The organism is Wukongibacter baidiensis (genome assembly GCF_050888315.1).
GTDB classification, from domain to species: domain Bacteria; phylum Bacillota; class Clostridia; order Peptostreptococcales; family Caminicellaceae; genus Wukongibacter; species Wukongibacter baidiensis.
Genome location: NZ_CP138202.1, coordinates 216,380 through 242,881 on the forward strand (window position 1 = coordinate 216,380; position 26,502 = coordinate 242,881).

The 26,502-nt window shown below is 33.6% G+C and carries 25 protein-coding genes; 20 read left to right on the top strand and 5 right to left on the bottom strand.

The genetic code is table 11. From position 1 onward, the window contains the following. Positions 1-99 precede the first annotated feature (99 nt). Entirely contained in the window at positions 100-1,797 is a 1,698-nt protein-coding gene (locus R9X47_RS01030) for a helix-turn-helix domain-containing protein (RefSeq protein WP_432664822.1), read from the bottom strand. Positions 1,798-2,134: 337 nt separating this feature from the next. Here R9X47_RS01030 and allB point away from each other — a divergent pair, with 337 nt between their 5' ends. The 7 genes from allB to R9X47_RS01065 all read left to right on the top strand — a co-directional run bounded on the left by allB (position 2,135) and on the right by R9X47_RS01065 (position 10,994). Beyond that, the gene (allB, locus tag R9X47_RS01035) at positions 2,135-3,487 is read left to right on the top strand and encodes an allantoinase AllB (RefSeq protein ID WP_432664823.1); all 1,353 of its coding nucleotides are present in this window, start codon (positions 2,135-2,137) and stop codon (positions 3,485-3,487) included. 36 nt (positions 3,488-3,523) lie between these two features. After that, on the top strand, positions 3,524-4,258 hold the full coding sequence (locus R9X47_RS01040; protein ID WP_432664824.1) for an aspartate/glutamate racemase family protein: 735 nt from the start codon (positions 3,524-3,526) through the stop codon (positions 4,256-4,258). A gap of 22 nt (positions 4,259-4,280) precedes the next feature. After that, the gene (locus tag R9X47_RS01045; protein ID WP_432664825.1) at positions 4,281-5,519 is read left to right on the top strand and encodes a M20 family metallo-hydrolase; all 1,239 of its coding nucleotides are present in this window, start codon (positions 4,281-4,283) and stop codon (positions 5,517-5,519) included. Between the two features lie 65 nt (positions 5,520-5,584). After that, entirely contained in the window at positions 5,585-7,000 is a 1,416-nt protein-coding gene (locus tag R9X47_RS01050) for an amidohydrolase family protein (protein ID WP_432664826.1), read from the top strand. 66 nt (positions 7,001-7,066) lie between these two features. Next, complete coding sequence (locus R9X47_RS01055) at positions 7,067-8,395, top strand: serine hydrolase (protein WP_432664827.1); 1,329 nt, start codon at positions 7,067-7,069, stop codon at positions 8,393-8,395. 58 nt (positions 8,396-8,453) lie between these two features. Then, positions 8,454-9,425 carry an agmatinase gene (speB, locus tag R9X47_RS01060; protein WP_432664828.1) on the top strand — a complete coding sequence of 324 codons (972 nt, stop codon included), beginning with the start codon at positions 8,454-8,456 and terminating at the stop codon, positions 9,423-9,425. Positions 9,426-9,632: 207 nt separating this feature from the next. Further along, entirely contained in the window at positions 9,633-10,994 is a 1,362-nt protein-coding gene (locus R9X47_RS01065) for a YjiH family protein (RefSeq protein ID WP_432664829.1), read from the top strand. Between the two features lie 80 nt (positions 10,995-11,074). Here R9X47_RS01065 and speB (R9X47_RS01070) read toward each other — a convergent pair whose 3' ends face one another. The 3 genes from speB (R9X47_RS01070) to R9X47_RS01080 all read right to left on the bottom strand — a co-directional run bounded on the left by speB (R9X47_RS01070) (position 11,075) and on the right by R9X47_RS01080 (position 13,474). Further along, complete coding sequence (speB, locus tag R9X47_RS01070) at positions 11,075-11,932, bottom strand: agmatinase (protein WP_432664830.1); 858 nt, start codon at positions 11,930-11,932, stop codon at positions 11,075-11,077. After that, positions 11,919-12,773 (bottom strand): polyamine aminopropyltransferase, encoded by an 855-nt coding sequence (gene speE, locus R9X47_RS01075; protein WP_432664831.1) that lies wholly within the window; start codon positions 12,771-12,773, stop codon positions 11,919-11,921. The genes speB (R9X47_RS01070) and speE overlap by 14 nt, the downstream gene beginning before the upstream one ends. A 161-nt stretch (positions 12,774-12,934) precedes the next feature. Next, the gene (locus tag R9X47_RS01080; protein WP_432664832.1) at positions 12,935-13,474 is read right to left on the bottom strand and encodes a helix-turn-helix domain-containing protein; all 540 of its coding nucleotides are present in this window, start codon (positions 13,472-13,474) and stop codon (positions 12,935-12,937) included. 298 nt (positions 13,475-13,772) lie between these two features. Between R9X47_RS01080 and R9X47_RS01085 the strand changes: the two genes are divergently transcribed. From R9X47_RS01085 to R9X47_RS01120, 8 genes are all read left to right on the top strand, one after another. Next, complete coding sequence (locus tag R9X47_RS01085) at positions 13,773-14,381, top strand: DUF2953 domain-containing protein (protein WP_432664834.1); 609 nt, start codon at positions 13,773-13,775, stop codon at positions 14,379-14,381. A gap of 92 nt (positions 14,382-14,473) precedes the next feature. Then, positions 14,474-14,938, top strand: a complete 465-nt coding sequence (gene ytfJ / locus R9X47_RS01090) for a GerW family sporulation protein (protein WP_432664835.1) — start codon at positions 14,474-14,476, stop codon at positions 14,936-14,938. Positions 14,939-14,983: 45 nt separating this feature from the next. Next, positions 14,984-16,084, top strand: coding sequence for a D-alanyl-D-alanine carboxypeptidase family protein (locus R9X47_RS01095; protein WP_432664836.1), 1,101 nt, complete (start codon positions 14,984-14,986; stop codon positions 16,082-16,084). A gap of 215 nt (positions 16,085-16,299) precedes the next feature. Continuing rightward, positions 16,300-17,265, top strand: coding sequence for a sulfide/dihydroorotate dehydrogenase-like FAD/NAD-binding protein (locus tag R9X47_RS01100; RefSeq protein WP_432664837.1), 966 nt, complete (start codon positions 16,300-16,302; stop codon positions 17,263-17,265). After that, a complete protein-coding gene (locus tag R9X47_RS01105; protein ID WP_432664838.1) occupies positions 17,265-18,545 on the top strand; it encodes an FAD-dependent oxidoreductase in 1,281 nt (426 codons plus the stop codon). The genes R9X47_RS01100 and R9X47_RS01105 overlap by 1 nt, the downstream gene beginning before the upstream one ends. A 156-nt stretch (positions 18,546-18,701) precedes the next feature. After that, the gene (locus tag R9X47_RS01110) at positions 18,702-19,409 is read left to right on the top strand and encodes a pseudouridine synthase (protein ID WP_432664839.1); all 708 of its coding nucleotides are present in this window, start codon (positions 18,702-18,704) and stop codon (positions 19,407-19,409) included. A 131-nt stretch (positions 19,410-19,540) separates the two neighbouring features. Then, entirely contained in the window at positions 19,541-20,014 is a 474-nt protein-coding gene (locus R9X47_RS01115; RefSeq protein ID WP_432664840.1) for a GNAT family N-acetyltransferase, read from the top strand. A gap of 45 nt (positions 20,015-20,059) precedes the next feature. Next, positions 20,060-20,629 (top strand): class I SAM-dependent methyltransferase, encoded by a 570-nt coding sequence (locus tag R9X47_RS01120; protein WP_432664841.1) that lies wholly within the window; start codon positions 20,060-20,062, stop codon positions 20,627-20,629. A gap of 13 nt (positions 20,630-20,642) precedes the next feature. Here the strand turns inward: R9X47_RS01120 and R9X47_RS01125 are convergent, their stop codons facing one another. Then, positions 20,643-21,290 carry a hypothetical protein gene (locus R9X47_RS01125; RefSeq protein WP_432664843.1) on the bottom strand — a complete coding sequence of 216 codons (648 nt, stop codon included), beginning with the start codon at positions 21,288-21,290 and terminating at the stop codon, positions 20,643-20,645. Between the two features lie 181 nt (positions 21,291-21,471). Between R9X47_RS01125 and surE the strand changes: the two genes are divergently transcribed. The 5 genes from surE to R9X47_RS01150 all read left to right on the top strand — a co-directional run bounded on the left by surE (position 21,472) and on the right by R9X47_RS01150 (position 26,501). Next, positions 21,472-22,233, top strand: a complete 762-nt coding sequence (gene surE, locus R9X47_RS01130) for a 5'/3'-nucleotidase SurE (protein ID WP_432664844.1) — start codon at positions 21,472-21,474, stop codon at positions 22,231-22,233. Between the two features lie 187 nt (positions 22,234-22,420). Next, on the top strand, positions 22,421-23,869 hold the full coding sequence (locus R9X47_RS01135; RefSeq protein ID WP_432664845.1) for a sensor domain-containing diguanylate cyclase: 1,449 nt from the start codon (positions 22,421-22,423) through the stop codon (positions 23,867-23,869). 471 nt (positions 23,870-24,340) lie between these two features. Next, complete coding sequence (locus R9X47_RS01140) at positions 24,341-24,550, top strand: 4Fe-4S dicluster domain-containing protein (protein ID WP_432664846.1); 210 nt, start codon at positions 24,341-24,343, stop codon at positions 24,548-24,550. After that, entirely contained in the window at positions 24,540-25,679 is a 1,140-nt protein-coding gene (locus R9X47_RS01145; protein ID WP_432664847.1) for a 2-oxoacid:acceptor oxidoreductase subunit alpha, read from the top strand. Before R9X47_RS01140 ends, R9X47_RS01145 begins: the two co-directional genes overlap by 11 nt. Beyond that, complete coding sequence (locus R9X47_RS01150; RefSeq protein ID WP_432664848.1) at positions 25,680-26,501, top strand: 2-oxoacid:ferredoxin oxidoreductase subunit beta; 822 nt, start codon at positions 25,680-25,682, stop codon at positions 26,499-26,501. Position 26,502: the final 1 nt, after the last annotated feature.

Consider the following 26,502-nt stretch of genomic DNA (forward strand, 5'->3'; position numbering starts at 1 on the left):
TATAAATCAAAACCGTTCAAATAAAGTATCTGAACGGTTTTGATTTATGACTATTAAGTCATAGAAAATGAAGTGTTAAAATGAAATTGGAATTTTGATCTAGTCTATTTTTTCGAGGACAATTAGCTCAACTCCCCAAGGAAGCAATTCAGATGATAGATTTATATTCTCTTCATTCACAAAACCAAAGGTCAATTTTGGAAAGGCTGCTTTATTAAATAGAGTTTTATAATACTCAGTTATGTGACGAGGCTTACCAATGGATAACCAATTGTAAAATACTGAACCATGTTGATAATCCAATCTATACCGTACAAGTCTATAACAATTTTTTAAGCTTTGAATATCAATGTTAAACTTTTTCAGATTTTCTTTATTTGCAATAGTTTTTTTATATAGTTCTTCATAGAAGGTATTATCATTAACATCCCATATATCAATATTAATAAAATTGCATAAAAGAATGCAAAGGTCCTCATCTTTCTTAGTTATAATAAAGTCTTCACCCTTTTCTAAGAGATCATCTCCCAAAAGTGATAGAAGGTAGTAAGCATAGTATGAAGGTTTCTTAAGACCATCTCTAGTGATTAAACTACATGAACCTGAAAAGGTACTGACGCTATCAAAAATAGAATTTTCATCTCCTAAAGAATCGACAGGCCGAATAAACCCAGGTGTATTAGTGTTAAGAATTGCATCATTCACTATATATGATGATAAATAAGTAGTATCAAAAAAATAATTATTGTTAGTGGAGGTAGGATTCTCATTACTATATCTAATATTTCTCTGTATACTTTGAGAATGAGCTACCTTTGAACTATTTAATAAATCGATCTTTAAATATCTTAAGTTCTTTTTACTCGACTTTAAGTAATTTAACTTATCAAAATAGGGTTCTAATACCATTAGTTGTGAAGACTTATCAAGCTCTTTATAACTATCATTATATATTGAGCTAACCTTCTTATTGTTTTTTCGAAATTCAGCTGGAGTACATTCTAGATATTTTTTAAAATACTTATAAAAATATCTCGTAGCAGAGAAGCCACTGTTTATAGAGATATCTCTAATGCTAAGATCAGTACCTAAAAGTAATCTTACTGAATGAAGAATTCTATAGTAGTTTAAGGTATCATAAAAGTTATTGCTTAGTCTGCTATTAAACTCATTAGACAAATAATGAAAATCTAGATATTCATTTTTGGCAATATCCTGCAATGTAATTTTACTTTCAAGATTGTTAAGGATATAGTCGATGATACGTCTAAATCTGTCAAAATGCATAGACATATTTGATGTGTTTTCAAAAATATTTTTTACGTCATCAAAGTGAGTCATCATAATCCGTAATAAATTTTCTAGTAAACTCTCTATTCTTTTGTAATCAGTTTCATCTTCATAAAAGGTGCATATGAGCTTTATAACATGCTTTCTAAGGATGTCAATTTCCGTTGATTCTGCTGTACTGGGATAGAAGTGATCAAAATTGCAATTAAAAGTTATGTTTTTAATATTAGGGAAGTATTTTTCAGCAAATTTACTGTCAATAGATAAAATAGCAACTATATTATCTTCGTCAACCATGGAAATACTAGCTGGCTCGTTTATACTAATTGTATCAATATCATTTTCCTTTAATATGATTGAACCAGAAACAGCAGTGAGATTTATAGAACCTTTTAAGACTAAAATGATTCGTAGTTCATCTTTGTAATGAAAAGGATAATTTATTACTTTTTGAATTGTCAATTTCATTGGGAAATTGTTGTTATATCCAGAGGTAATATTGTCCATACACTTCCTCCTCTTTAGGGAATCTTTCAAAAATCCCTCACTAAAACTACTAAAAAACTATTTTTAAAATCTGACATTAGCTTATTACCATTTTTAAAACCTATAATAAACAATTCGTGGAACTATTTATAGTTTGTCTTATATTAAATATTAGCATAAGTATAACTTTTTATCTAACCTCAATTAGCAAGGTAGACAAACACCTTAAAAATGTACCAACAAGACATTTAAAATAGCTCATGACATAAGGGATTGTAGTTTTTATAATAGATATATCGAAATATTATAAAAATTTAGAAATATATGTAACCTAATGGGAAAGATAGGAGGAATAATCTTGTATGATTTATGTATAAAAAATGGTGTGATAATTACTCCAAACAAAGTCTTCGAAGGTGCTATTCTTGTAAATGGTGGCCGTATTACCGAACTATTAGAAGATAGTCCAACATTACCACTGGCTAAAGAAACAATCGATGCTGAAGGAAGATATATATTTCCTGGAGCAATTGATCCACATGTACACTTAAACGATCCTGGCTTAACAGAAAGTGAAGATTTTTATACAGGTACCTGCTCGGCAGCGGCAGGAGGTATAACAACTGTTCTTGAACACCCACTTACAGACCCACTTCCAGCAACCTATAAAACTCTCAAAGAAAAATTAAATGAGGTTAAACCAAAGGCCATTGTTGATTTTGGACTGTGGGGAGCTTGTACTCCTGATAACTTCAAAGATGTTGTGGAAATGGCTGAATTAGGAGCAGTGGCTTTTAAAGGTTTTTTAACATGGTCACCAGAGATTCCATCTCTTAGTGATGGCGAAATAATGGAGCATATGAAAACGATTTCTAAACTGAACCGTATTCTTGGTATACACTGTGAGAATCAAGAAATAATAGATGTTTTTACAAAAAAACTTAAGGAATCAGGCCGCAGGGACCCAGTTGCCTATGCGGAAAGTAGACCAGAAATATCTGAAAGAGAGGCAGTTAATAGGATTGCTCTACTAGCTGAAAATACAGGTGTAAAAGCACATATTGTACATTGCAGTTCACCTGATGCAGTTGAGGATACACAAAGATATAAGGACCTTGGAGCAAAAGTTAGTGTAGAAACATGCATTCAATACCTAAGTCTAGATATAAATACTCTTGATGAGCAAGGTATTTATGCTGTATGTAACCCGCCACTACGTTCCTCAGAATCGGTTGAAAGAATGTGGAAGCATATATTAAATGACAAAATAGATTGTCTCGGATCTGACCATGCAACATATACAATCGCAGAAAAGGAAGCTGGTTTAGAAGATATCTTTAAAACACCACCAGGAGTAACATGTCTACAAACTTGGGTACCTTTACTTTTCTCAGAGGGAGTTGTAAAGAGAGGATTAGAGCTCTCGAAATTTTCAGAGTTGTGTAGTACAAATGCGGCAAAGATTTTTGGTATTTATCCAAGGAAAGGGATTATTTCTGTAGGCTCAGACGCTGATATTATGATATTTGACCCAGAGACTTATTGGACAATAAGTGCCGATGAATTATTTTATAAGCAAAAATGGAGTCCATTTATTGGTATGAAGGTAAAGGGACGAGTTGATATGACTATTGTAAGAGGAAAAGTTGTATATGAAAGCGGTAAAATTACTGGAGAAAAAGGATATGGAGAATTCATAAAGCCAGAATAAATATAGCACTATTTTGAGAATAAAGGGGAGATCTGATTGAACATACTCATTATTAATCCAAACACATCAGAGTCAGTAACTGAGGAAATTGAAATAATAGCTTCAAAAGCTGCGTCAAAGGAAACAAAACTAGAAGTAATAAGTGCTCCTTTTGGGTCAAGGGCTATACAAAGCTATGTAGATGAAGCAGTTGCCCACATTGCAGTAATAGAAGAACTTATCAAGAGAAAAGGCACATATGATGCAGCAGTAATCGCTTGTGCGGCGGATCCTGGACTTCAGGCAGCTAGGGAACTATTGGATGTCCCAGTCGTTGGAATAGCTGAGGCAGCTTATCATAGTGCATGTCTCTTAGGTTATAGATTTTCTGCCATTGGAACTGGTGGGCCTGAAGAAATCTCATTAACGTTGGAAACCATAAGAAAGTATGGGTTAGAGATACGATGTGCTTCTGTTAAGGCCTTAGGGATTGGAGTGCTAGGTGTTCAAGATGACACAATTGATCTACTTGAGATGACGGTAAAAGAAGCAATAAATAATGATGGAGCAAATGTAGTTTGCTTTGGATGTGCAGCATTGGCTGGCCTAGGTGAAGAGCTTTCTAAGAGAGTAGGCATACCAGTTGTTGATGGAGTTACTCAAGGTGTTTTAATGGCAGAAATGATGGCAAAGCAAGGTTGGAATAGAACAATCCCGAAAAGGAATCACGTTAAATCATCATTCAAAGGTAAAGTACAAGTAAATGAAATCTTAAAATTGTACAGTATTTAATTTTATAAAAGGGTGAGAAATAATGAGTAGATTTAACATAAATCCAAAGAAAATTGAGGAGAGAATTAATAGATTGGCTTCAGTCGGAGTAAAGGATGAGAAGCTTTGGAGGGCAATCTATACCCTAGAGGATCAAGAAGCAAAGGAGTTAGTTGCTAGATGGATGACAGATGAGGGATTAAAATTTCATCAGGATACAGTCGGAAATGTTTTTGGTAGGCTTGATACAAGTACTCATGAAAATAGCGAAGAGGAAGTAATTTTAGTTGGATCTCATATTGACACAGTAAAGGATGGAGGAGCCTACGATGGAGCAGCAGGAATTATTGTTGGAATTGTAGCTCTTTCAGCTCTAAATAAAAAATATGGCAGACCTAAAATACCCGTTGAAGTTGTTGCACTAGCCGAAGAAGAAGGAAGCAGATTTCCAATAGGCTATATAGGGAGTAGAGCAATTGTAGAAGGTCTGAGTAAAAGTGATTTAGAGGATAAGGACGAAGAGGGAATAACATTAAAGGAAGCAATGTCACTTGCTGGATATGACCCTTCTAAAGTTCAAGTTTCTAAACGAAATGATATAAAGAAATATATTGAACTACACATAGAGCAGGGCCCTGTATTAGAAAATACAAAATCTAAGATTGGTCTGGTTGAGAACATAACGGGGATAGTGATACTTTCAATCGAAGTAATGGGTAGAGAAGACCATGCTGGAACAACACCTATGAATATGAGATTAGATGCTTTAGTTGGTGCATCAAAGTTAATTTGTAAAATACCTTCTTTAGCAGCTAATACTTCGGACACAGCAACGGCTACAGTAGGAACTATGAATGTAGAGCCAGGCTCATCTAATGTAGTGCCAAACAAAGTAAAGTTTCTAGTAGATATTAGAGATGTGAACTCTGAAAAACTTAGTCAGCTCAAGAACTTAATAAATGATGAGGCAATAGCTCTTGAAAGCAGTGGGTACAAAGTATTGGTAAACTGTATCGCTGATGAATTACCGGTTAAGCTAGATAGCGAACTAATAGATATGGCTGAAGAAGTTGTGAAGAATAGGAATATTCCATATCTTAGAATGAACAGTGGAGCTGGGCATGACGCACAAATTTTTACAGAAAAGGTACCGACATGCTTACTCTTTGTTCCATGTAAAGACGGAAGAAGTCATTCGCCAAAGGAATATGCTTCACCTGAGGATTTAGCTTTAGGAGCTGAGGTTCTTGCAGAATTACTATATAAAGTAGCCTGGGAATAAGTTTTCAGAAAAAAATTAGGTAAGCTAACTAATTGATTTTTGCAAGTTGTAAGGAGGAAAAATCCATGCAAGAAAACCAAACGTATAAGTTTATTAGAGGTAAATATGTTTTAACCATGAATTCAAAGGATGAGTTTATTGAAGATGGATTAGTCGTTATTAAAGGTAACAAAATTGAAGATGTAGGCCCATCAAAACCCTTAATAGAAAAATATAAGGATGTTGATGGCGAGTGGTTAGAGTATCCAAAGGGTGTAGTAATGCCTGGAGTAGTAACGGCACATACACATTTATTTCAGAGCCTAATGAAGGGGATTGGATGCAATCTTAATTTGGATGATTGGGTAACAAAAGTGATATTTCCTATGGGTGTAGTTATGGGTAAAAAGGAGTCTTATGATGCTGGAAGGCTTAATATGGTTGAGATGATTAGAACTGGAACAACTTGCTTTGCCGACAGCCATTATATTATACATGATCCTGAAAACTTTGATGGACTAGCTAAAGCAGTTAAGGAAACCGGTATAAGAGGAATAATTTGTAGAGCTTCGCAGAGTATGAAATATCATCCAGATGTTCCTGACGAGGTTATTGAAGATGCAGAAACTGCCTGTATAGAAACAGAAAAGTGTATAAAGAAATATCACAATACTCTAAGTGGTAGGTTAAAGGTTGGGGTTGAACCTATAACAGCAATTGACTGTAGTGAAGAAATGATTATAAGTTTATATGAGTTGGCTGAAAAATACGATACTCTTTTCCAAATGCATGTGGCTGAGACTTTAGGAGAGTTAACTGTAGTAAAAAATGCAAAAGGAATGGGCATAATGGAGTACTTAGATTCCCTAGGTGTGTTAAGTAATAGGACCCTATTGATTCACAGTGTATGGATCAGTTCAAAAGAAAAATCACTGATTGCTAAAAGAAAAGCAAATGTTTCCCACAATCCACTAGCAAATATGATATTGGGCGATGGTATAGCTCCAGTGCCTGATTTATTATCACTTGGAGTAACTGTTGGGATTGGAGTAGATGGGGCTGCAAGCAATAACAATCAAGATATGTTTGAGTCAATGAAAGCCTGTGTATTGCTTCATAGAATCAATACACTAGATGCTTCTGTCTTGAATGCCTATGATGCACTAAAAATGGGTACTATAGAAGGTGCTAAAGCAATAGGGCTAGACAATGAGATAGGTTCTCTTGAAGTTGGCAAAAAAGCTGATGTAATAGTAGTAGATGCAAACTCAATTCATATGACACCTGATGTAGCAACTATTGCCAACATCGTGTTTTCAGGTAATGGTCGCGATGTGGATACAGCTATAATTGACGGCAAAGTTATTATGAAAAACAGAGAGTTTTTGAATATAGATCTTGAAGAAGTTATTGAAGAAGCAAATAAAAGTGCAGCTAAAATGGCAAGAGAAGCTAAGGTCTTTGAGAATATTGATAAGAATATGGCAAAGTGGAGTTATTAGCTATACGAATAAGGTTCTATGCAACAAGATTACATGAGGATTACTCTATTTATTGGGGGACAAATTATGAAATTAAACAGAAACACAATAGATGAAATAATACAAAAACGTGTTATAAGCGATATTCCGGGAACAGCACTACTAATTGGGCAAAGTGGAAAGATCATATTTCAAAAAGGTTATGGCTTTGCAGATATAGAAAATAACATACCTGTAGGTGTAGATACCCCTTTCATAATAGCTTCAATTACTAAGCAGTTTATAACCATGGCAATTATGATATTAAAAGAAAAAGGACTAATATGCTATAAAGAATCCATATCAAGATTTTTCCCCGATTTTCCTATGTATAAAGATAAAGTAACTATTGAACACCTCATGACCCATACTTCGGGAATAAAGGATTACTTTCCAACGGAGGGGATGGAGGAGTTTGTTAATAATAAAGGAAATTCCCTGACGCAGTATGATGTACTAGATATAATAAAAGATTTAGGCGATTTAGAGTTTGAACCAGGAACAAGGTTTGCATATTCAAATTCAGCCTATGTAATGTTAGGAATCATAATAGAGAAAATCTCAGGAATGACCTTTTGTGAGTTTCTAAAAAAGAGTATATTTGAGCCATTAAATATGAATTTGACCGTTGCTCCAGAATCCTATTTAGAAGTTATAGAAAATCTTGCTGTGGGGTACAAAAAAGATACTAAAAATCAATTTGAGAGAGAGCCATATAATAATGTTACAATTGGTTGGGCTGATGGAAATATGGTATCGACTATAGGAGACTTGTTCAAATGGCATAATGCCCTATATACAGAGAAGTTAGTAAAGAAAGAAACCTTAGAGGAAGCCTATAAACCCTTTATACTAGAGAATGGTGAATCGACAAATTATGGCTTTGGATTTTGGTTAAATGATAGAAGAGGAGTAAGGGAAGTATGGCATACGGGCCTTACAATTGGTTATACTCTTAGATTTTCTAGATTTATTGAGGAAGATATAGTTGTAATTATGCTTACAAACCTTTCAACTGCTCAAATCGATGATACCTTTAACTCAATAGTAGAGTTGGTTCTAGAAGAAAAGTTAAAACCAGTTAAATACACAGTGGTAGATGAAAGTAAATTAGGAAGTAAAGTAGGCAAATATGAAGGGCGAAGCAGCCTTTGTAATATAACATATGATAATGAGCTTAATAAATTAAGGCTAGAATATGAAGTTTGTAATGATGCGCTGATTATGTCAGGAAACGTTACATTAAGTCCAATAAATGAAAAACTATTTAGATTGGATTCATCTGATGATTATTATATAGAATTTGATGAGAAAGATGAAGATCTTTCAAGATTAACATTTGACTTTCATGGCTACAAACAATATTTCCACAAGTAATATTTTTAAAAAAATTAATATGTGCAGAAACAATTCAAATATATAATGAGGTGATCTAATGTTAGAGAAAAATACAACCTTTGCTAAGCATGAAGAGAAAAAAGTAAATCAACCCTTTGCAGGTATTTGCTCTTTTATTAAAGCCCCTATTTGCTTTAATATGGACAATTTAGATGCTGATGTTGCTGTTATTGGAGTGCCATATGATATGGGTACAACGGCCCGATCTGGGACGCGTTTTGGGCCTAGAGGAATACGCGAAGGATCTATGCTGAATAGTGGTATTGATACTGTTTATGACCCTGAAAGAGATATTGTTTACAATATTGGTGGAAAAATAGTTGATTGTGGTGATGTAGATATATTGCAGGGAGATTTAAATCAGTCCTTTGAAAATATTGAGGCAGCCGTAAGAAAGGTATTAAGTAAGGGTGCTGTTCCGGCTATTATAGGAGGCGATCATTCAATCACTATACCTGTAGCAAGAGCATTTGACTATCTAGGACCAATTTGTGTTGTTCATTTAGATGCACATCTCGATTGGTCAAATGAACCCGGTGGTCAAAGGTATGGCCATGGAAGCCCAATGCGTCGTTTATCTGAGATGGAACATATAGGTGAAATGATTCAGATTGGACTTCGTGGTGTTGGAAGTAGTATGAAGGAAGATTTTGACGATGCAAGGGATTATGGAAGTATATTAATGTCGCCACGCGAGATGCGCAGGCTTGGTGTTGAGAAGGTAATTGAACGTATACCTAAAGCACAGCGTTACTTTATTTCAATAGATATGGATGTACTTGATCCACCAATTGCTCCAGGAACAGGTAGCCCTCAACCTGGAGGCCTTCTATATGAAGAACTAAACTCAATATTGGAAGGGGTAGCTGGGAAGGGAGAAGTTGTAGGATTTGACTTAGTTGAAACATGTCCTCCTTATGACCCAAGTGGTATAACCTGCCAATATGCTGCACAGATAATGTTTGATCTAATCTGTTATATATTAAAACAAAAAGAGCAAGATTCTTAAGATCTTAATAGACTTTTATAAATCAGTTTTTCTATTTTCTCAGTAGCCGGCGATTGAGGAAATTGGAATATGTAAGAGATTTATCCTAATTTCTATAGATTAATTGTATTATAGATAACGAGTGTCATATGAAGTTATATTAAGGGGGAGGTGATAAGCCTATCTATAAGAAATATACAAAACACAAAAATAAGGAGTGTGGGTAAAATGGATTCTTCTCAAAATACCTCAACTAAAAGTTTCTTTAAATTTTTCTTACCATCACTGATAGGTCTTATAATCTTCTTGTTTCCAATAAAGAGTGCTGATGGTAGTGGATATACACTTATAATAGGTAACCTATGTCAAAGATTTCAAGATTCATTAGGTAAGTGGAATGCCATTATTACAGGGATAGCTATGCTCATCTCTGCTGTTGGAACAATTTATGTGAGCTTGGTAAAACCTAAAATCAAAGAACATGGATTTGTTGAGGAAACATTTAAAGCTGGTACTTTAAATATTGTGGCAAGGGTTGTTGGAGCTATATTCTTTGCTATGGTTATGTTTAACTTTGGACCCGGATTTGTTCTAAACGAAAATATTGGACCTGTTATGTATGATCTGACCTTTTATATTGGAATATGGTTGATACCGTCAATCCTGCTTCTTCCACTGATGGTTGACTTTGGACTCATGGAGTTTATTGGAACGATCTTGAATAAGCTTACAAGACCTTTATTTAAGCTTCCAGGAAGAGCTACAGTAGATTTGTTGACATCATGGGTTGGAATGGTTGAATTAGGACTTGTAATAACTAATGATCAATATGAAAAAGGGCACTATACAGCTAGAGAAGCTGCTGTTATTGCATCATGTTTTACAGCTACTGGTGTTGCATTTTGGTTGGTATGTGGTGAAATTTTAGGCTTATCCCAGTACTTCATACAGTTTTATATTGCTATCTTTATAGCAGGATTTTTTAGCGTAACTATAATGACTAGAATACCACCACTTAGTAAGATATCTGATAAATATTATGTAGAGAACGAAAATAACGTAGAAGAAAAAATTCCTGAGGGAACATCAAAACTGAAATTTGCAGTTTTACAAGGTATGAAGAGAGCCGAAAAGGCAGAAAGCCCAGTTGTACTTATTAAAAATGCAGTACTTTTAATATTAAATCTATTTGTTACCTTGGTTCCTATAGTTATGTTTTTAGGAGTTCTTGCTATGACAGTCATTGAGTATACGCCAGTATTTGACTGGCTTGCAATTCCATTTGAATACTATTTGAAATTGCTTGGGGTTCCAGAGGCTAGTGCAGCAGCTCCAGCTACAATCGTTGGATTTGCAGATATGTTTATACCAGTTTTAATATCATCAGGAATAGCATCTACTAAAACTAAATTTATTATCGGTGTTCTTACACTTACTCAAATCGTTTTTATGTCCGAGATGGGAGCCTATGTATTAGTTTCGAAGATTCCTTTGAAGTTCAGAGATTTATTAATTATTTTTATAGAAAAGACAATCATTTTGATACCTATTATTGTTCTTTTAGCGAACATAATGAAAATACCAGCGTAGAATTTTTTATAAATAAAAGCACTTATAATAACTACAGGAAGTTATTATAAGTGCTTTCTTTAATTTAAATAGATAGATATTTACAGCATTGCCAACATCAGCTCTCGAATAACCTTAGACGCCACTGCAGTAGATACTCCAGTAGGGTCATAATCAGGCGCAAGCTCAACTACATCGGCTCCAACAATATTAAGGGTGTTGAGTATCTTAAGTATATCTAACATATCGTTAAAGGATATACCACCTGGCTCAGGAGTTCCAGTACCAGGGAAGATTGACGGATCAAGTATATCTAGATCAATCGTTACATAAACAGGTTTATCCTTAATCTTAGAGGCAACTTCTTTTAGTCTATCATAACCAAATTTATTCATAAAAGTGTGGCCTTCCTTTTCGGACCATAGGAATTCTTCTTTAAGGCCAGAACGGATACCAAACTGATATATAGTGTTATCTCCCATAAACTCCCATATGTTTCTTATAACTGTTGAATGGGATAAATTCTCGCCCATATAATCTTTTCTTAAGTCCGTATGAGCGTCAAAGTGTAATAGAACTAGATCCTCTTTGTATTTCTCATAAACTGACTTTACAGCCGGTAGAGTAACTAGATGTTCTCCACCTATCATAAATGGCTTTTTCCTATCACTGATAATTTTATCTGTGAAGACTTTTATAGAATCTAGTGCTGCCATTTTGTTTCCAAAAGTCAGATCTAAATCTCCAGCATCATGAACATCATAATCCAATAAATCCTTGTCGAGATAAGGACTATAGGTCTCTAATCCATAGGAGTCAATTCTTATCTTATATGGTCCAAATCTTGAACCCGGTCTAAAGGTACATGTACCATCAAAGGGAGCCCCAAATAGAACTAGATTACTTTCTTCATAGTTAGACTCACAATCAATAAAGCAGTATTTATTAAACATTTCCATTTTCAAGCTTCTCCTTAACGTAGTTTGGAAGTGCAAAGGTACCTACATGTAGTCTAGTATTATAGTACTTTGTCTTAAGAGCTAAAGAATTCCACTGGTCTTCTTTTAAGTCCTTAATAGGATTGTACTTTTTAGATGCAAAGTTAAAAAGCCAGTATCCACCAGGGTATGTAGGAATAGAAGCCTGATAAACCTCAACAATAGGGAACATTTTCTTAAGCTTAATATTAGAACTTATTCCAACTTCGAAGAACTCGTCATATATCGGAGTTTCGTTTTGGTTAACAAGTATACCTTCATCGGTCAATGCATTGAAGCAGTTGTTATAGAATTCAGTTGTAAATAAGCCTTCGCCAGGACCAATAGGATCAGTTGAATCTATTAATATTAAGTCATAGAAGTTATTCTTGTCCTTAACAAAGTTTACTCCATCCTCATATAAAACATTTACCTTAGGATTATCAAGCTCGCATGATATAGTTGGGAAAAACTCTCTTGATGCATCACAAACCATTTTATCAATCTCAACCATATCAACGTGTTCGATAGATGGATATCTAACTAATTCTCTGACAGTACCACCATCACCGCCACCGATTACTAAAACGTTCTTTATATTTGGGTTAACTGCCATTGCTGGATGTGTAATCATATCATGATATACAAACTCATCCTTCTCAGTTACCATAACTAGCCCATCTAAGGTTAATAATTTTCCATATTCATAAGTATCTAGTACATCAACTTTTTGAAAGTCACTTTGTGAAGAGAATAGATGCTCCTTTACCTTAAGTGAAAACTTTACATTATCAGTATGACATTCAGAATACCATAATTCCATTATTGACTCCTCCTTAAATTGTTTAAAATAGTGCTTTTCGCTGAATATAAGTATTTTTACCAAATTCATGTTTGAGTATGTAATGATAGTGATTTTCTAGATTACATATTCAAATGCTAAATTTATTCAATATTTTCAACCTCAATCATACACTAATAAATTTAGAAGTATGGTGGTGATGAAACCCAAAGTATAGTTGCTGGTTTGTTATATGGATTTTCTAAATAGTGTGACTTGTTTGATTTAAAATAGAAGCTTTCTGCAGTTTTAACTTTATAGGTTTTGTTACCTAGGACAAGATTGATTCTACCCTTCAATACGTATCCAAACTCTTCACCAATATGGGGTTCATCTATTTTTGTTTTATTTGATGGATTAAGTTTAACTAGTATTGGCTCCATATCGTTTTTTTGCGCATTTGGAATCAACCATGAAATATTATAACCTAAATCATCATAATTTCGGTCATAAATATCATCTTTAGAAAAGACTATTTTCTCTTCAACTTCTTCATTAAAGAAATTTTTTATGTCCGTTCCCAATGCTTCAAGAATATCTATTAAAGTATTAATAGAAGGGGATGTTAAATTCCTTTCTATTTGAGAAATAAATCCCTTAGTCAAGTCACATCTATTTGCAAGTTCATCTTGAGTTAGACTGTTAACACGCCTTAATCTTCTAATCTTTTCACCAATATTCAAAATATCACCCCATAAAGTTAATAAAAAAGTCCAGATTCTTTAAAAAAACTTTAAACTATTTGAATAGCCTTGTTTCCTAAAAATAATCTAGAACAAGTAACACTAAAAGTAAACTTTTTGTTTACATTTATTAAATATCATATAAATAGGCAAAAAAGTCAAGTTAATTTATGTTTTTTGTGAAAAATAATCTCGATTAAGGTAGTTTAGCAAAGTATTTTAATGGAAAAACTATAGTAGAAATTAAAATAATTTTAAACATTACTAATATCAATTTTAGAGCTTTGAGGTGGCAGATTTGTTAATTGCTGTAATAATCATAGTATTTTTAATAATTTTAATATTTATCTCGTCTGTACATATAAACATAAAGTTTATAAAAGATGACGAACTTAACAAAGTGATTATTAAGATTAAAACACTGTATGGTTTGCTTAGATTTAAGAAAGAGCTTGATGAGTTTAACCTGACTACAAAAAAAGAAGAGGTAAAGGGAGGTATAGATGAAGAGCTTGAGGTTGAGGTGGAAAGTGATTCGGCATCAAAAAAGGAAGATCAGGCTGATTTTATTAATATAAGAAAGGGCATTGAAAATATGCAAAAATACAAAAATGTCATTAATTATATTATTAGGAAAATAGACTTACATACATTCTTTTGGAATACAGAAGTTGGATTTGATGACGCAGCCTTGACAGGACTATCAATTGGGATTATTAATATTTTTAAAAGTAACGTATTTGTTATGCTCAATAATACATCTATTAGGCCAAATAATATATGTCTTAAGGTTCTTCCTAACTTCAATAGACAGACTTTAAAAACAAATATACATAGTATATTTAAAGTAAAATTAGGCCATATTATAATAGCAGGATTAAAATACTTATGGACTAAGAAAAAGTAAACCTGGATTATTCATAGGAAGTTTAAAAGAGTGTAGTAGAATTTTGAACTTTCTATAAACAATCTTGGGTAAATAAGAAGGTGGTGTTAGGTATGGATAAACATCCAATAGAAGCATTAATGAAGACCACAATGGAAAGTTTAAAAGAAATGATAGACGTTAATACAATAGTGGGAGATGCAGTTGAAACACCTGACGGTACGACAATAATACCTATATCCAGAGTATCATTTGGTTTTGCTTCTGGAGGTGGGGAATACAAAAATAATAGTGGTTCAGAAGAAAACAGCGACAACTATCAGGATGGACAAGACCAAGGCTTACCTTTCGCTGGAGGAACAGGTGCAGGGGTATCTGTACAACCAGTTGCCTTCATGATAGTTGGAAAAGAAAAAACAAAACTACTTTCAGTTGATCAAAACGCTAATATGTTTGAGAACTTAGTAGGTCTGTCATCAAAAATAATTGATAAGGTTCAGAATGGAAATTCGAAAGGGAACAATAAAAATAGTAAAAATAATAATGGCGAAAACCAAGATAGTAGCAGCGAGAATTAAGGGCGGTCAACCGCTCTTTAATAGTTTTTAAACGGAGTGATGGATATGAGATTAAAAAAGACACTATTTAAAGCTTTAATGATATTACTCATATTTTCCCTAATTCCTGCAAATGTCTATGCCAATTCTGCTGAATGTGCCATTGTAATGGAAGTAAAAACTGGGAGAATATTGTATTCTAAGAATATAAATGTGAAAAGACCCATGGCTAGTACTACAAAGATAATGACAGCCTTAGTTGCCATGGAAAATAGAGATTTAGAATCGATTGTTAATGTACCAGATGAGGCTGTGGGCGTAGAGGGATCATCAATTTATTTAAGAAATGATGAGAAAGTTAAACTTAAGGATTTGCTATACGGTCTAATGCTTAGATCCGGAAATGATTCAGCTGTAGCTATAGCACATCATGTTTCAGGCTCAGTTGAAGACTTTAGTAATTTAATGAACAAAAAGGCTAAAAAACTAGGTGCGAATAACTCGAACTTTAAAAATCCCCATGGGCTACATCATAAAGATCATTATACAACAGCTTATGATTTAGCTTTAATTACAAGAGCAGCTCTCCTAAATGAAAACTTTAAAAAAATAGTTAGCTCTAAAAGATGGATTGCAGAAAGAGATGGATACAATACTTTCTATAATAAAAACAAAACTCTAAGCCAGTTTAAAGGTGGAGATGGAGTAAAAACAGGCTATACTAAGGTTGCAGGCAGGTGTTTAGTTACATCAGCCACAAGAAATGGAATGCAAGTACTGTGTGTAGTTTTAAATGATCCAAATTGGTTTAACGATTGTTACTCTTTAATGGGAAGAAGCTTTGAGAAATATCAGGCCTATAAAGTACTTGACAAAAATTTTGACATTAAAGGCTTTACAGTTGATAAAGGAGAAAAAGATAAATCCTACATGAGAGTTAAGAAGGATATCATTATACCAGTTACAGAGAGCGAAAGAGATAAAGTCCGTACCGTCATTGAGTGTAACGAAAAGTACCAAGCTCCTATAGCGAGAAGCCAAAAACTTGGTAAGGCTAAAATATACATTGGTGACAAGCTTATCACAACAGCAGATTTATACTCAAGAGAAGACATAGATAAAAATACTTTTATGAATAAGATAAAGAACTTTTTTAACAAAGACTAGGTCTGGTTGATTTTTCAACCAGGCTTTTTTATTGAGGTGATTTCTTGAAGAGAAGTCTGACCAAAACGAAAGGGTTCGATGCCCTTGAGTTTTTATTCTTTAGCTTTTCTGGCACCAAAAAGCGATCCACTCACTTCCTTGATTTTTGTAACACAATTTATGTGTTGTCAATATGCTAATATTATAAGGTTTATTTTGAAAAGTGAGGGATTAAGGTGAGTAAAAGAATAATATATGAATGTATCGATGCGGGCAGCGATTACTGCCCATGCTATTTAGCTGAAACCAATGATTGTATCACATGCTCTCATCTCCAAGGAAAGGAATTTTGCGACTGTAATTGGAGGGGAGTATGCATTTTTCAAGAGTATGTTTGGAATGGAAAGAAGGCTAAAACATCAAGGAAAAACTTCAAAGCTAAGATAGTGGAAAAGAAATTGGTCGGTGAGAATTTAATTATTTTTAAAATCGCTGTTACAAAAACATTTGCAAGAGATTTATTGCAGCCCGGTTCCTTTGTATTTATAAGAGATATCAGTAAGCCAGAGTATTTTGACATCCCAATGTCAATAATGCACTCCGATGATAGTAAGGGTGAGATCCATGTTGCTGTTCAAATAATAGGAACGAAAACTAAAACTCTGTTAACTATTGGTGATGAGATAATGATACGTGGTCCATATTGGAATGGTATTTTAGGACTAAAGGACCTGAAAACTTTAAAAGACTCAAATGTATTGATTGTTGCAAGGGGAGTTGCCTTAGCACCTGCTGTGCATATTCTAAAATACTTGATTAGGAATAATAATAGGATAACTATGATAATGGACAGAGGAAAGATACATGAAATATTTATAAATGATTATATTGATGAATCAAGAATTATCAACATTGAAACGGATATTATAAGTGAGAAAGGGAAATTAATAATACAAGAATTAATCAGAAATAATCATTATGACCTATGCTTTAGTGGGGGATCAGATAGACAGCACGATGAAATTCAAGAGCTTTTAAAGGAATCATCTCCTGACACAAAATTTGTAATAACAAATAATAAAGAGATATGTTGTGGAGAAGGGATTTGTGGTTCCTGTACCATCAAAGTAGGGGATAAGATCATAAAGGCATGTAAATCTCAAATAAATACTTCTTATATATTTGAAAAGGGGGATAAATAATGAGTAAGGTTGTAATAATTGGTGGTGGCTGGGCAGGATGTGCTGCGGCAGTTACGGCTAAAAAAGCTGGTGCAGATGTAGTAATATTAGAAAGAACTGACCTCCTGTTAGGACTTGGAAATGTAGGAGGTATAATGAGGAATAACGGAAGATATACAGCAGCAGAGGAGGCTATTCTACTTGGAGGTGGAGACCTTTTCAAAATTTGTGATAAGGTTTCTAGGCATGTTAATATTGATTTCCCAGGACACAAACATGCGAGTTTATACGATGTAAGTAAGATTGAACCCGCAGTAAGAAGACATCTTCAGGAGATGGGTATAAAAATTCTTTTTAGAACAAGAGCTATAGATGTTGATATGACAGATGGTGTTATAAATGGTATAGTTCTTTTTAATGAGGAAATTATAGAAGGCGATATATTTATAGAAACAACAGGATCAACGGGTCCGATGGGTAATTGCTTAAAATATGGAAACGGCTGTGCTATGTGTATTCTTAGGTGTCCAACATTTGGACCACGGATTAGTATAAGTAAGAAGGCCGGTACGGAGGATATTTTGGCACAAAGAAAAGATGGTTCATATGGAGCTTTTAGTGGGTCCTGTAAGTTAAATAAGGATTCTCTAAGTGAGGAAATAGTAGATGAGCTTAATAGAACGGGAGTAGTTGTTTTACCGGTGCCTGTGGAGGATATTAACGAAAGTAAACTGGAAAAGAAGGTATGTCAGCAGTATGCTTTAAAGGAATACGCACAAAATGTAGTATTGCTTGATACGGGTCATGCAAAACTGATGGCTCCATACTACCCATTAGAGAAGCTTAGGAAAATTGTAGGATTAGAAAATGCTAGATATGAGGATCCATACTCAGGAGGTATAGGTAACTCAATAAGATATTTGTCCATTGCTCCTAGGGACAATAATATGAAGGTAAAGGGTGTAAAGAATCTACTATGTGCTGGAGAAAAGTCAGGATTATTTGTAGGCCATACAGAGGCCATAGTAACTGGCAGTTTGGCAGGACATAATGCTGTTAGATTAAACAAAGGAATGAAATTGTTAGAGCTTCCAGTTAGCATAGCAATAGGTGATATAATTGCCTTTGCTAACGAGAAGATAGGTAATCCAAATGGATTGATGAGTAGATATACCTTTGCTGGTTCAGTATATTTTGAAAGAATGAAGGAATTAGGTATGTATACTATAGATAAATCTAGTTTAAAGAAGAAGATAGATAGATTAGATCTATTAAAGATTTTTGAGGAAAAATTAGTATAGAACATGTAGTTTTTAGTTTGAATTATAGTAACTACTCGTATAAAATATATATAGCTGTAAAACAATTAATTTATACATATTCAAAACTCTCCCCAAAAGAGAATTTGGATATGTATAAATTAAGTTTTATATACATATGATAAGGAGTTGTGAAGAATGAGACTTCAAAAATATATAGCATTAGCTGGAGTTGCATCACGAAGAAAGGCTGAAGAACTCATTAGTAATGGAAGAGTTAAGGTTAATGGAGAGGTTGTCACTGAGATGGGTATAAAGGTTGACCCAGAAGCAGATAAAGTAAGGGTTGATGATAAAGAAGTGCACATTTCGCTGGATAAAATATATGTTTTATTAAATAAGCCCGTAGGCTACGTAACTACACTATCCGATGAGTTTAACAGACCTAAGGTAATAGATCTTCTAAAGGAAATAAAGGAAAGAGTATATCCAGTTGGAAGGTTAGACTATAATACTTCTGGATTGCTTTTGCTAACCAATGATGGAGACTTAACCCATAAGATCACTCATCCTAGCAGTCATATATACAAGACCTATGTATGTAAGATAAAAGGAAGAATAACGAAAAAGGAAATGAATCTATTTAGGAATGGGGTAGACATTGGAGGATATATAACTGCTCCTGCAAAGATAGAGCTATTAAAACAATATCAGGATAATTCTTTAGTTAAGGTTATTATTCATGAGGGGAAAAATAGACAAATAAGAAGGATGATGGAGGCTATAGATCATCCCGTTATTACACTAAAAAGGATATCCATAGGTAATATAGAATTAGATGATTTGCATGTTGGAAAATGGAGATATTTAACGAAGAAAGAAGTAGAATACTTAAAATCTTTATAATTGTCTAACCTCGTTAAAAAAGCGAGGTTATAGTCGTTTATAAAGCTTTGACATTCTAAAGCTTCATTTTAAAAGATATGACTTATCTTGGAACTCTCTATAAATGATTCTTTATCTAAAGGAGGATGCATATGTTAAATATTAGAGTTGCTGAAGAAAAGGATAAGAAGAATATATATAATTTATTGAATGAAGAAGGATATAATAGTATTAATTTAGACAGTGATAAATTACATAATTCAATGGTAGTTTCTGACGGAGGAGAAATTATTGGGTATTCTGCATATAATGAAATACCTAATAGAAACATTGCCATTATTGAAGTATTGCTTATAAAAAGTGAATTCCAAGGGCAATATTTAGGAGACGGGTTAATTAAGTCCGTTTTAAATCTAGCCGATAAGAGAGGGATAACAAAGGTTTATGTACCAGCCAATAGTAAAAATTCTTCATTCTTCAAGAACGCTGGACTGACTAAAAGAGTATTAGATAAGGCCAATGAGATTAGTACCTATATAGAAGTGAATTCCGGTAGTGATGCCGTTGAAGCCTTTGAAGCAGTATTACCTGATTTTTTTAATAAAGCATGTAGATCAAAGAGATAGAATGCTGTTAATAAAAGCCTATCAGATATAGAACGGAGGGAAAATATGCAAGCAAAATACCTAAATAAAGCCACAGACCTAGCAAAAGACTTAATATCTAAGGTTGTGATGGAGAAGGATATAGTGGTGGATGCTACTGTAGGAAATGGAAATGATACATTATTTTTATGCGATTTAGTTGGCGAAGAGGGAAGGGTTATTGGCTTTGATGTTCAAAAAGTAGCATTAGAAAAGGCTGAAAAAAGACTTTTAGAAAGAAAAGTATTAGATAGGGTAGAGCTTATAAATTCTGGACATGAAAATATGAAGGATTATATTAATGGTGAAGTGTCAGCTATTATGTTCAATTTAGGATATTTACCTGGTAAGGATCACACTATAACAACAAAATATGATACTACCCTTAAAGCTATAAAGGAAGGAATGGAATTATTAAAGAAAAATGGTGTAATGACTGTAGTTATTTATCCTGGTCATAGTGATGGCATGGAAGAAAAGGAAAATTTACTAAAGTTTTTATGTACAGTGGATCAGAAAAAAGCCAATGTATTAAAAATGGAATTCATAAATCAAGTAAATAATCCTCCCTTACTTGTAGCTATAGAAAAGAAGTAAAAAAAGAAATCAATTAGCAATTTTCATGAAGATATATTTTTTGGGGTCTATTACTTCTAAACTCCAATATTTTTACTGGGCTGTTATCTTCGATTCTTTTATCGCACTTAAGACAGATATATCTAGATTTTTTAACTTTGTCATAGCTAATTTTCGTTGGAAGAGATCCGTATTTGGCAAAACTTTTCCATCCAGTTTTACAAAGGCTAACTCTATTATCATAGTCAGAATAAACCCAGCGAAGAATTCTATGGAAATGAAAAGGATATTTTGTATAACTAATAAACCTTTTGGGAAAGCCCAAGGATACAGTATAGTCTTCAAAACTCGTTTCAATTTGTGATTGTAAGGGTTCTTCTATTTTTGCATTTATATACTTGTAGTTGTTATCTGAAATCCAAGGTCTAAGTTTATCAAACATATAACCTCGGCAGATATAGATTTCTTCATTATGATCAACATTTAGCTTCGTAAATAAATCTTCAACGATATTGATCACGTAATCAAGATAAATTTTTTTTTGAAACAGTTCAGGTGAATAATACTTTAGTGGAATGGTATCATAAAAATATTCTTTAGTATCATACCTCATTGCACCTATTATAGTTCCACCAATTAAACTTCCACTACCTGCATCATCTATTAAAATCAATAAAATCACCTCAGAATTTTTTGTAGAGCATTATATATCTTTATTATTTGTATAAAATTATTTGACTATTAGTTTAATTTTAATATTTGCTGAATTTAACATGACTATAGCAAGAAAATATTTGACATTTTGAGGGTATATAAGTTATGAAAAATATTATCGTATTATATATAGAAAGGACGTGTTTGTATTGAAGATACTTGTAACAAACGACGATGGCATTTTTGCTGAGGGAATATATAGGTTAGCGAAAAAGTTAAGTGAAAAATATGAGGTTGTTGTTGTAGCTCCTGATAGACAGCGAAGTGCTACAGGACACGCCATTACAATGCATAATCCTTTAAGAGCAAAGAAAATAAAATTTTTTGATACAGACTTAAATGCATGGTCTGTGGATGGTACTCCATCGGATTGCGTAAAATTAGCTTTAGAAGCCTTGCTGCAGGAAAAACCTGACTTTGTTATATCCGGAATTAACGATGGACCAAACTTGGGAACTGACGTACTGTATTCAGGTACGGTTTCAGCAGCAGTGGAAGGTGCAATCCATGGGATACAGTCTATTGCAGTATCCATGGCATATACCAGAGATATTGATTTTAATGTGGGAGCAGATTTTGCAAATAAAATGGTAGACGAGTTAAGGCTTAAAAAACTACCTCCACATACTCTATTGAATATCAACGTTCCAAAGGGTTCGAAGGAAGAACTTGGTGGAGCTAAAATAACTACATTGGGAATAAGAAGGTATAAGAATGCCTTTGAAAAGAGACATGACCCAAGGGGCAATGAGTACTATTGGCTTAGTGGGGAAGTAATAAATGAAGCTCAGGGGGAAGACTCTGACATAAGTTGCATAGAGAATAAATATGTATCTGTGACGCCTATACATTATGACTTAACAAAGTTTGATTTGGTTCAAACAATGAAGCAATGGGATATTAAATTGTAAGATTTCTAAGTGTCATCTATATAGATAAAAGTAAGATCGTCATACTCCTTGAAAAATTTGTCGAAATTATGCTATAATGGGAATACTGACCTCAAACTACATGTGTTTTCATGCTAATAGTTTTAATGATAATACTTGATTGTGTTCGCTAGTATAATTTTGACCTTGGAGTAGGTGATATATAAACATGTTAAATACAATAAAATATATAAAAAATAATGAATCAAATAGTGATTGTGTAGGAATGAGACCTAGAAAGAGCTCCATTCTGAATATGTCAATCATCTACTCATTAATAATTTTCATTATTCTTGTCAGTCTTGGCGAAGCAAGTCATAAACTATATGAGACTCGTAAGCAAAAGTATGTTAGCGAAAAACTATTTTCTTTAACTAATAAATATTCTCAAGAAATTCAACGAAACCTAAATAATGGAATGTATGTTGTAAATACATTAGAAGCAATTTTAGATTTAGTGGAGTATGATGCGTCAAGCTTTGATAAATGGGCTCCACACATATTAGAATCAAATTCTAATGTAAGCGTTATTCAGTTAGCTGAGGCTGGTACTGTTAGTCATATATACCCGTTAGAACATAATGAAAAGGCCATGGGACATAATCTCTTAAAGGATAAAAATAGAGACGATGGTGCACTTATTGCTATTGAAAATAAAGAGGTAACTCTTGTGGGTCCAATAAGACTCATACAAAATGATAAAATAGCAGTAATTGTTAGAAAACCAGTATTTAGACAGATCGATGGTAAAGAAGAGTTTTGGGGATTTACTATTGCTTTGATTTATGTAGACGATATCTTAATACCAGAACTCAAGAAAATGGAAAGCCAAGGATATGCATACAGGATTATAGGAAATGACCCAGACTCTGATAAGGCTCCTATAATATTAGCATCTTCTAGCGAGGAAGTGGAGTGGGAATGTTCCTATCCAATAGTTGTTCCAAATGGCGAATGGATGATACAAATGGCCTATGTAGAGTCAGAGGATTATACATATTTACATTTTATCATAATACTTGTGTCTTTGATCATATCAAGTTTATACCTTTTTCAGCAGACACGAATACACAAGAGAACTGTTAAAATAGAAGAACTTAATAATGAACTAAAAAAGATGTCCTATACGGATTACTTAACTAATATAAAAAATCGCAGGGGAGCTTTCATATTACTTGAAGCATTAATGAAGGAAGCTGCTTTATATAGTAGGCCCCTTAGCGTTGGATTAATGGACATAGATTTCTTTAAGAATGTAAATGATACCCTTGGTCATGATGGTGGTGACAGTGCGTTGCTATATATCGTAAATCTTTTTCAGGAAAATTTACGAGAGGGTGATATTCTGGCTCGAATAGGTGGCGATGAATTTATTTGCATATTTACAAATACTGATTTAGAGAAAGCCAATGCAATTGCTAAAAGACTAAAAGATATTCTTGGATTTGCACCATTCAATTACTTAGGAAAGGAAATCTTTTTAACCTTTTCTATGGGAATTACTCAGCTTTCATCTGATGAAGAATCATTAAAATCTTTTATAACACGGGCTGATAAAGCACTTTATGAAGCAAAGGCAAATGGAAGGAATCAAATAAAAAGTACCGATAATAAGTAGCTTATTGGCTTTTTTATAACACATGGGAAATTATAAACCATGTAAAGTTATGGAGAACTTTATATGGTTTATAATTTTTTTTGCATATCTTGCTATGTATATAGAGTTCATAGAGAAAAACTTAATTCATACATTTTTAAGAAAAAGTCTGACTCGAAAAAAGTAAAAGAGGATAAACTTATTGGAATATCTTAGATATAGAGGTTATTTATAGATGGAATAAATGCATACAATTATAGAAAAACTCATTTATACCGTGATGCTGACATACAAAATGCAATATAAATTGCAAAATACCATTATATTTTGAAAAAAATGAAATTTTAATTGCATAATTTATTTGAACCTGTTATTATGTATTTAGACATTGAAATATGCATGAATAACCAACAAAAAACTACAAAAAATATCAAAAAAATTAGATTGATATTTTGGTTGGTTATCTATTGATAATAAAGGGAGGTAATGTTCTTGAGCCAAAATAATAAGAATCTATTAATAAAGCCAGAACTATGTAAGGGATGTGGAATATGTGTAGCTTTCTGTCCTAAACAAGTCCTTGCTATGGAGAATGAAAAGGTTGTAGCTGTAGATATAGAGAAATGTATAAAGTGTGGATTGTGTGAGCTTAGATGTCCAGATTATGCTATTTACTTAGGAGGTAACGAGGATGAAAAATAGAAAAATAAAACTAATGCAAGGAAATGAAGCATGTGTTGAAGGAGCTATGGCTGCTGGAATGATGTTTTATGGCGGATATCCAATAACACCGTCAACAGAGATTGCAGAATTTTCAGCTGAAAAATTACCTCGTGTTGGAGGAAAATTTATACAAATGGAAGATGAGATTGCTGGTATAGCAGCAGCAATTGGAGGTTCTTTAGCAGGACTTAAGTCAATGACAGCTACTAGTGGTCCTGGATTCTCACTTAAGCAAGAGAACTTAGGTTATGCAATAATAGCTGAGATTCCTCTTGTTGTTGTAAACGTACAAAGAGGTGGCCCAAGTACAGGTCTTCCTACAGCTCCTGCTCAAGGAGACGTTATGCAAGCAAAATGGGGTACTCATGGAGATCATCCAATAATAGCAGTTAGCCCATCATCTGTAAAGGAAACTTTCGACTTAACAGTTAGAGCATTTAACTTAGCTGAAAAATATAGAACACCTGTAGTTATTTTGACTGATGAAGTTGTTGGTCACATGAGAGAGAAAATTGAAATTCCTGATCCAAGTGAATTAGAAATAATAGATAGAGTAAAGCCTTCTGCAGATGAAAAAGACTATAAGCCTTATAAAATGTCACAAGGAGATTTAGTACCTCCTATGGCTGCATATGGAGACGGACACAGATTCCATGTTACTGGTTTAATGCATGATGAGACGGGTTTCCCAAGTAACAGTTCAGAAAACGCTGAAAAAGAATTAGATAGATTAATGAACAAGATAAATAAAAATCTTGATGACATAGTACAGTATGAAGAATATATGTTAGAAGATGCAGACTTTGCTATCCTTTCCTACGGAAGTACAGCAAGATCGGCTAAAAGTGCTGTTAAAGCCTTAAGAGAAGAAGGAATAAAAGTAGGAATGTTCAGACCAATTACTATTTGGCCTTTCCCTGAAGAGCAAGTTTCTAGATTAAGTGAAAAGGTAAAATCAATAGTTGTAGCTGAAATGAACCTTGGTCAAATCGTTTATGAAGTAGAAAGAATCGCAAAAGGAAATTGTAAAATAGATCTAGTTGGAAAAGCCAATGGAGAAGTTATAACTCCAGACGAAATCGTAAGCAAAGTTAAGGAGGTTTTATAAGTGACTAGCAAATTAATCAAAGACTACTTTAGAACAGATAAATTGCCTCATATTTGGTGTCCGGGTTGTGGTCACGGAATTATAATGAGATCAGTAGCTCAGGCCATTGATAACTTGGGTTTAGATAAAGATAAGGTTTGTGTTGTATCAGGTATAGGATGTTCATCAAGAGCTCCAGGGTATATGGATTTCAATACTCTACATACTACTCATGGTAGAGCGTTAGCCTTTGCGACTGGTGTTAAACTTGCTAGACCAGAACTTGAAGTAATAGTAATAACTGGTGATGGAGACTGCGCAGCAATCGGTGGTAACCACTTAATCCATGCAGCTAGAAGAAATATCAATATAACTACAATCGTATTTAACAATAATATATACGGTATGACTGGTGGACAATACTCACCAACTACACCAAAGGATGAGTACGGTACAACTGCGCCATACGGAAATATAGATAAGTCATTTGATATACCAGCACTAGCAGGAGCTGCTGGAGCAACTTATACTGCTAGAGGAACAGCATATCATGCAAAGCAACTTACAAAGCTTGTAGAGAACGGAATTAAAAACAAAGGATTTTCATTAGTAGAAGGAATCAGTATCTGTCCTACTTACTATGGAAGAAAGAATAAAAAAGGTACAGTTGTTGATATGATGACTTGGCTTAAGGATAACGCTGTAGATGTAAAAGTAGCAGCTAAATTACCAGCTGAAAAGACCGAAGGTAAGTTCTTAATAGGAGAACTAAAAAACACTACAGAGCCTGAATACACAGAAGAATATATGAAGATTATAGAAAGATTTCAAAAGGAGAGATAAT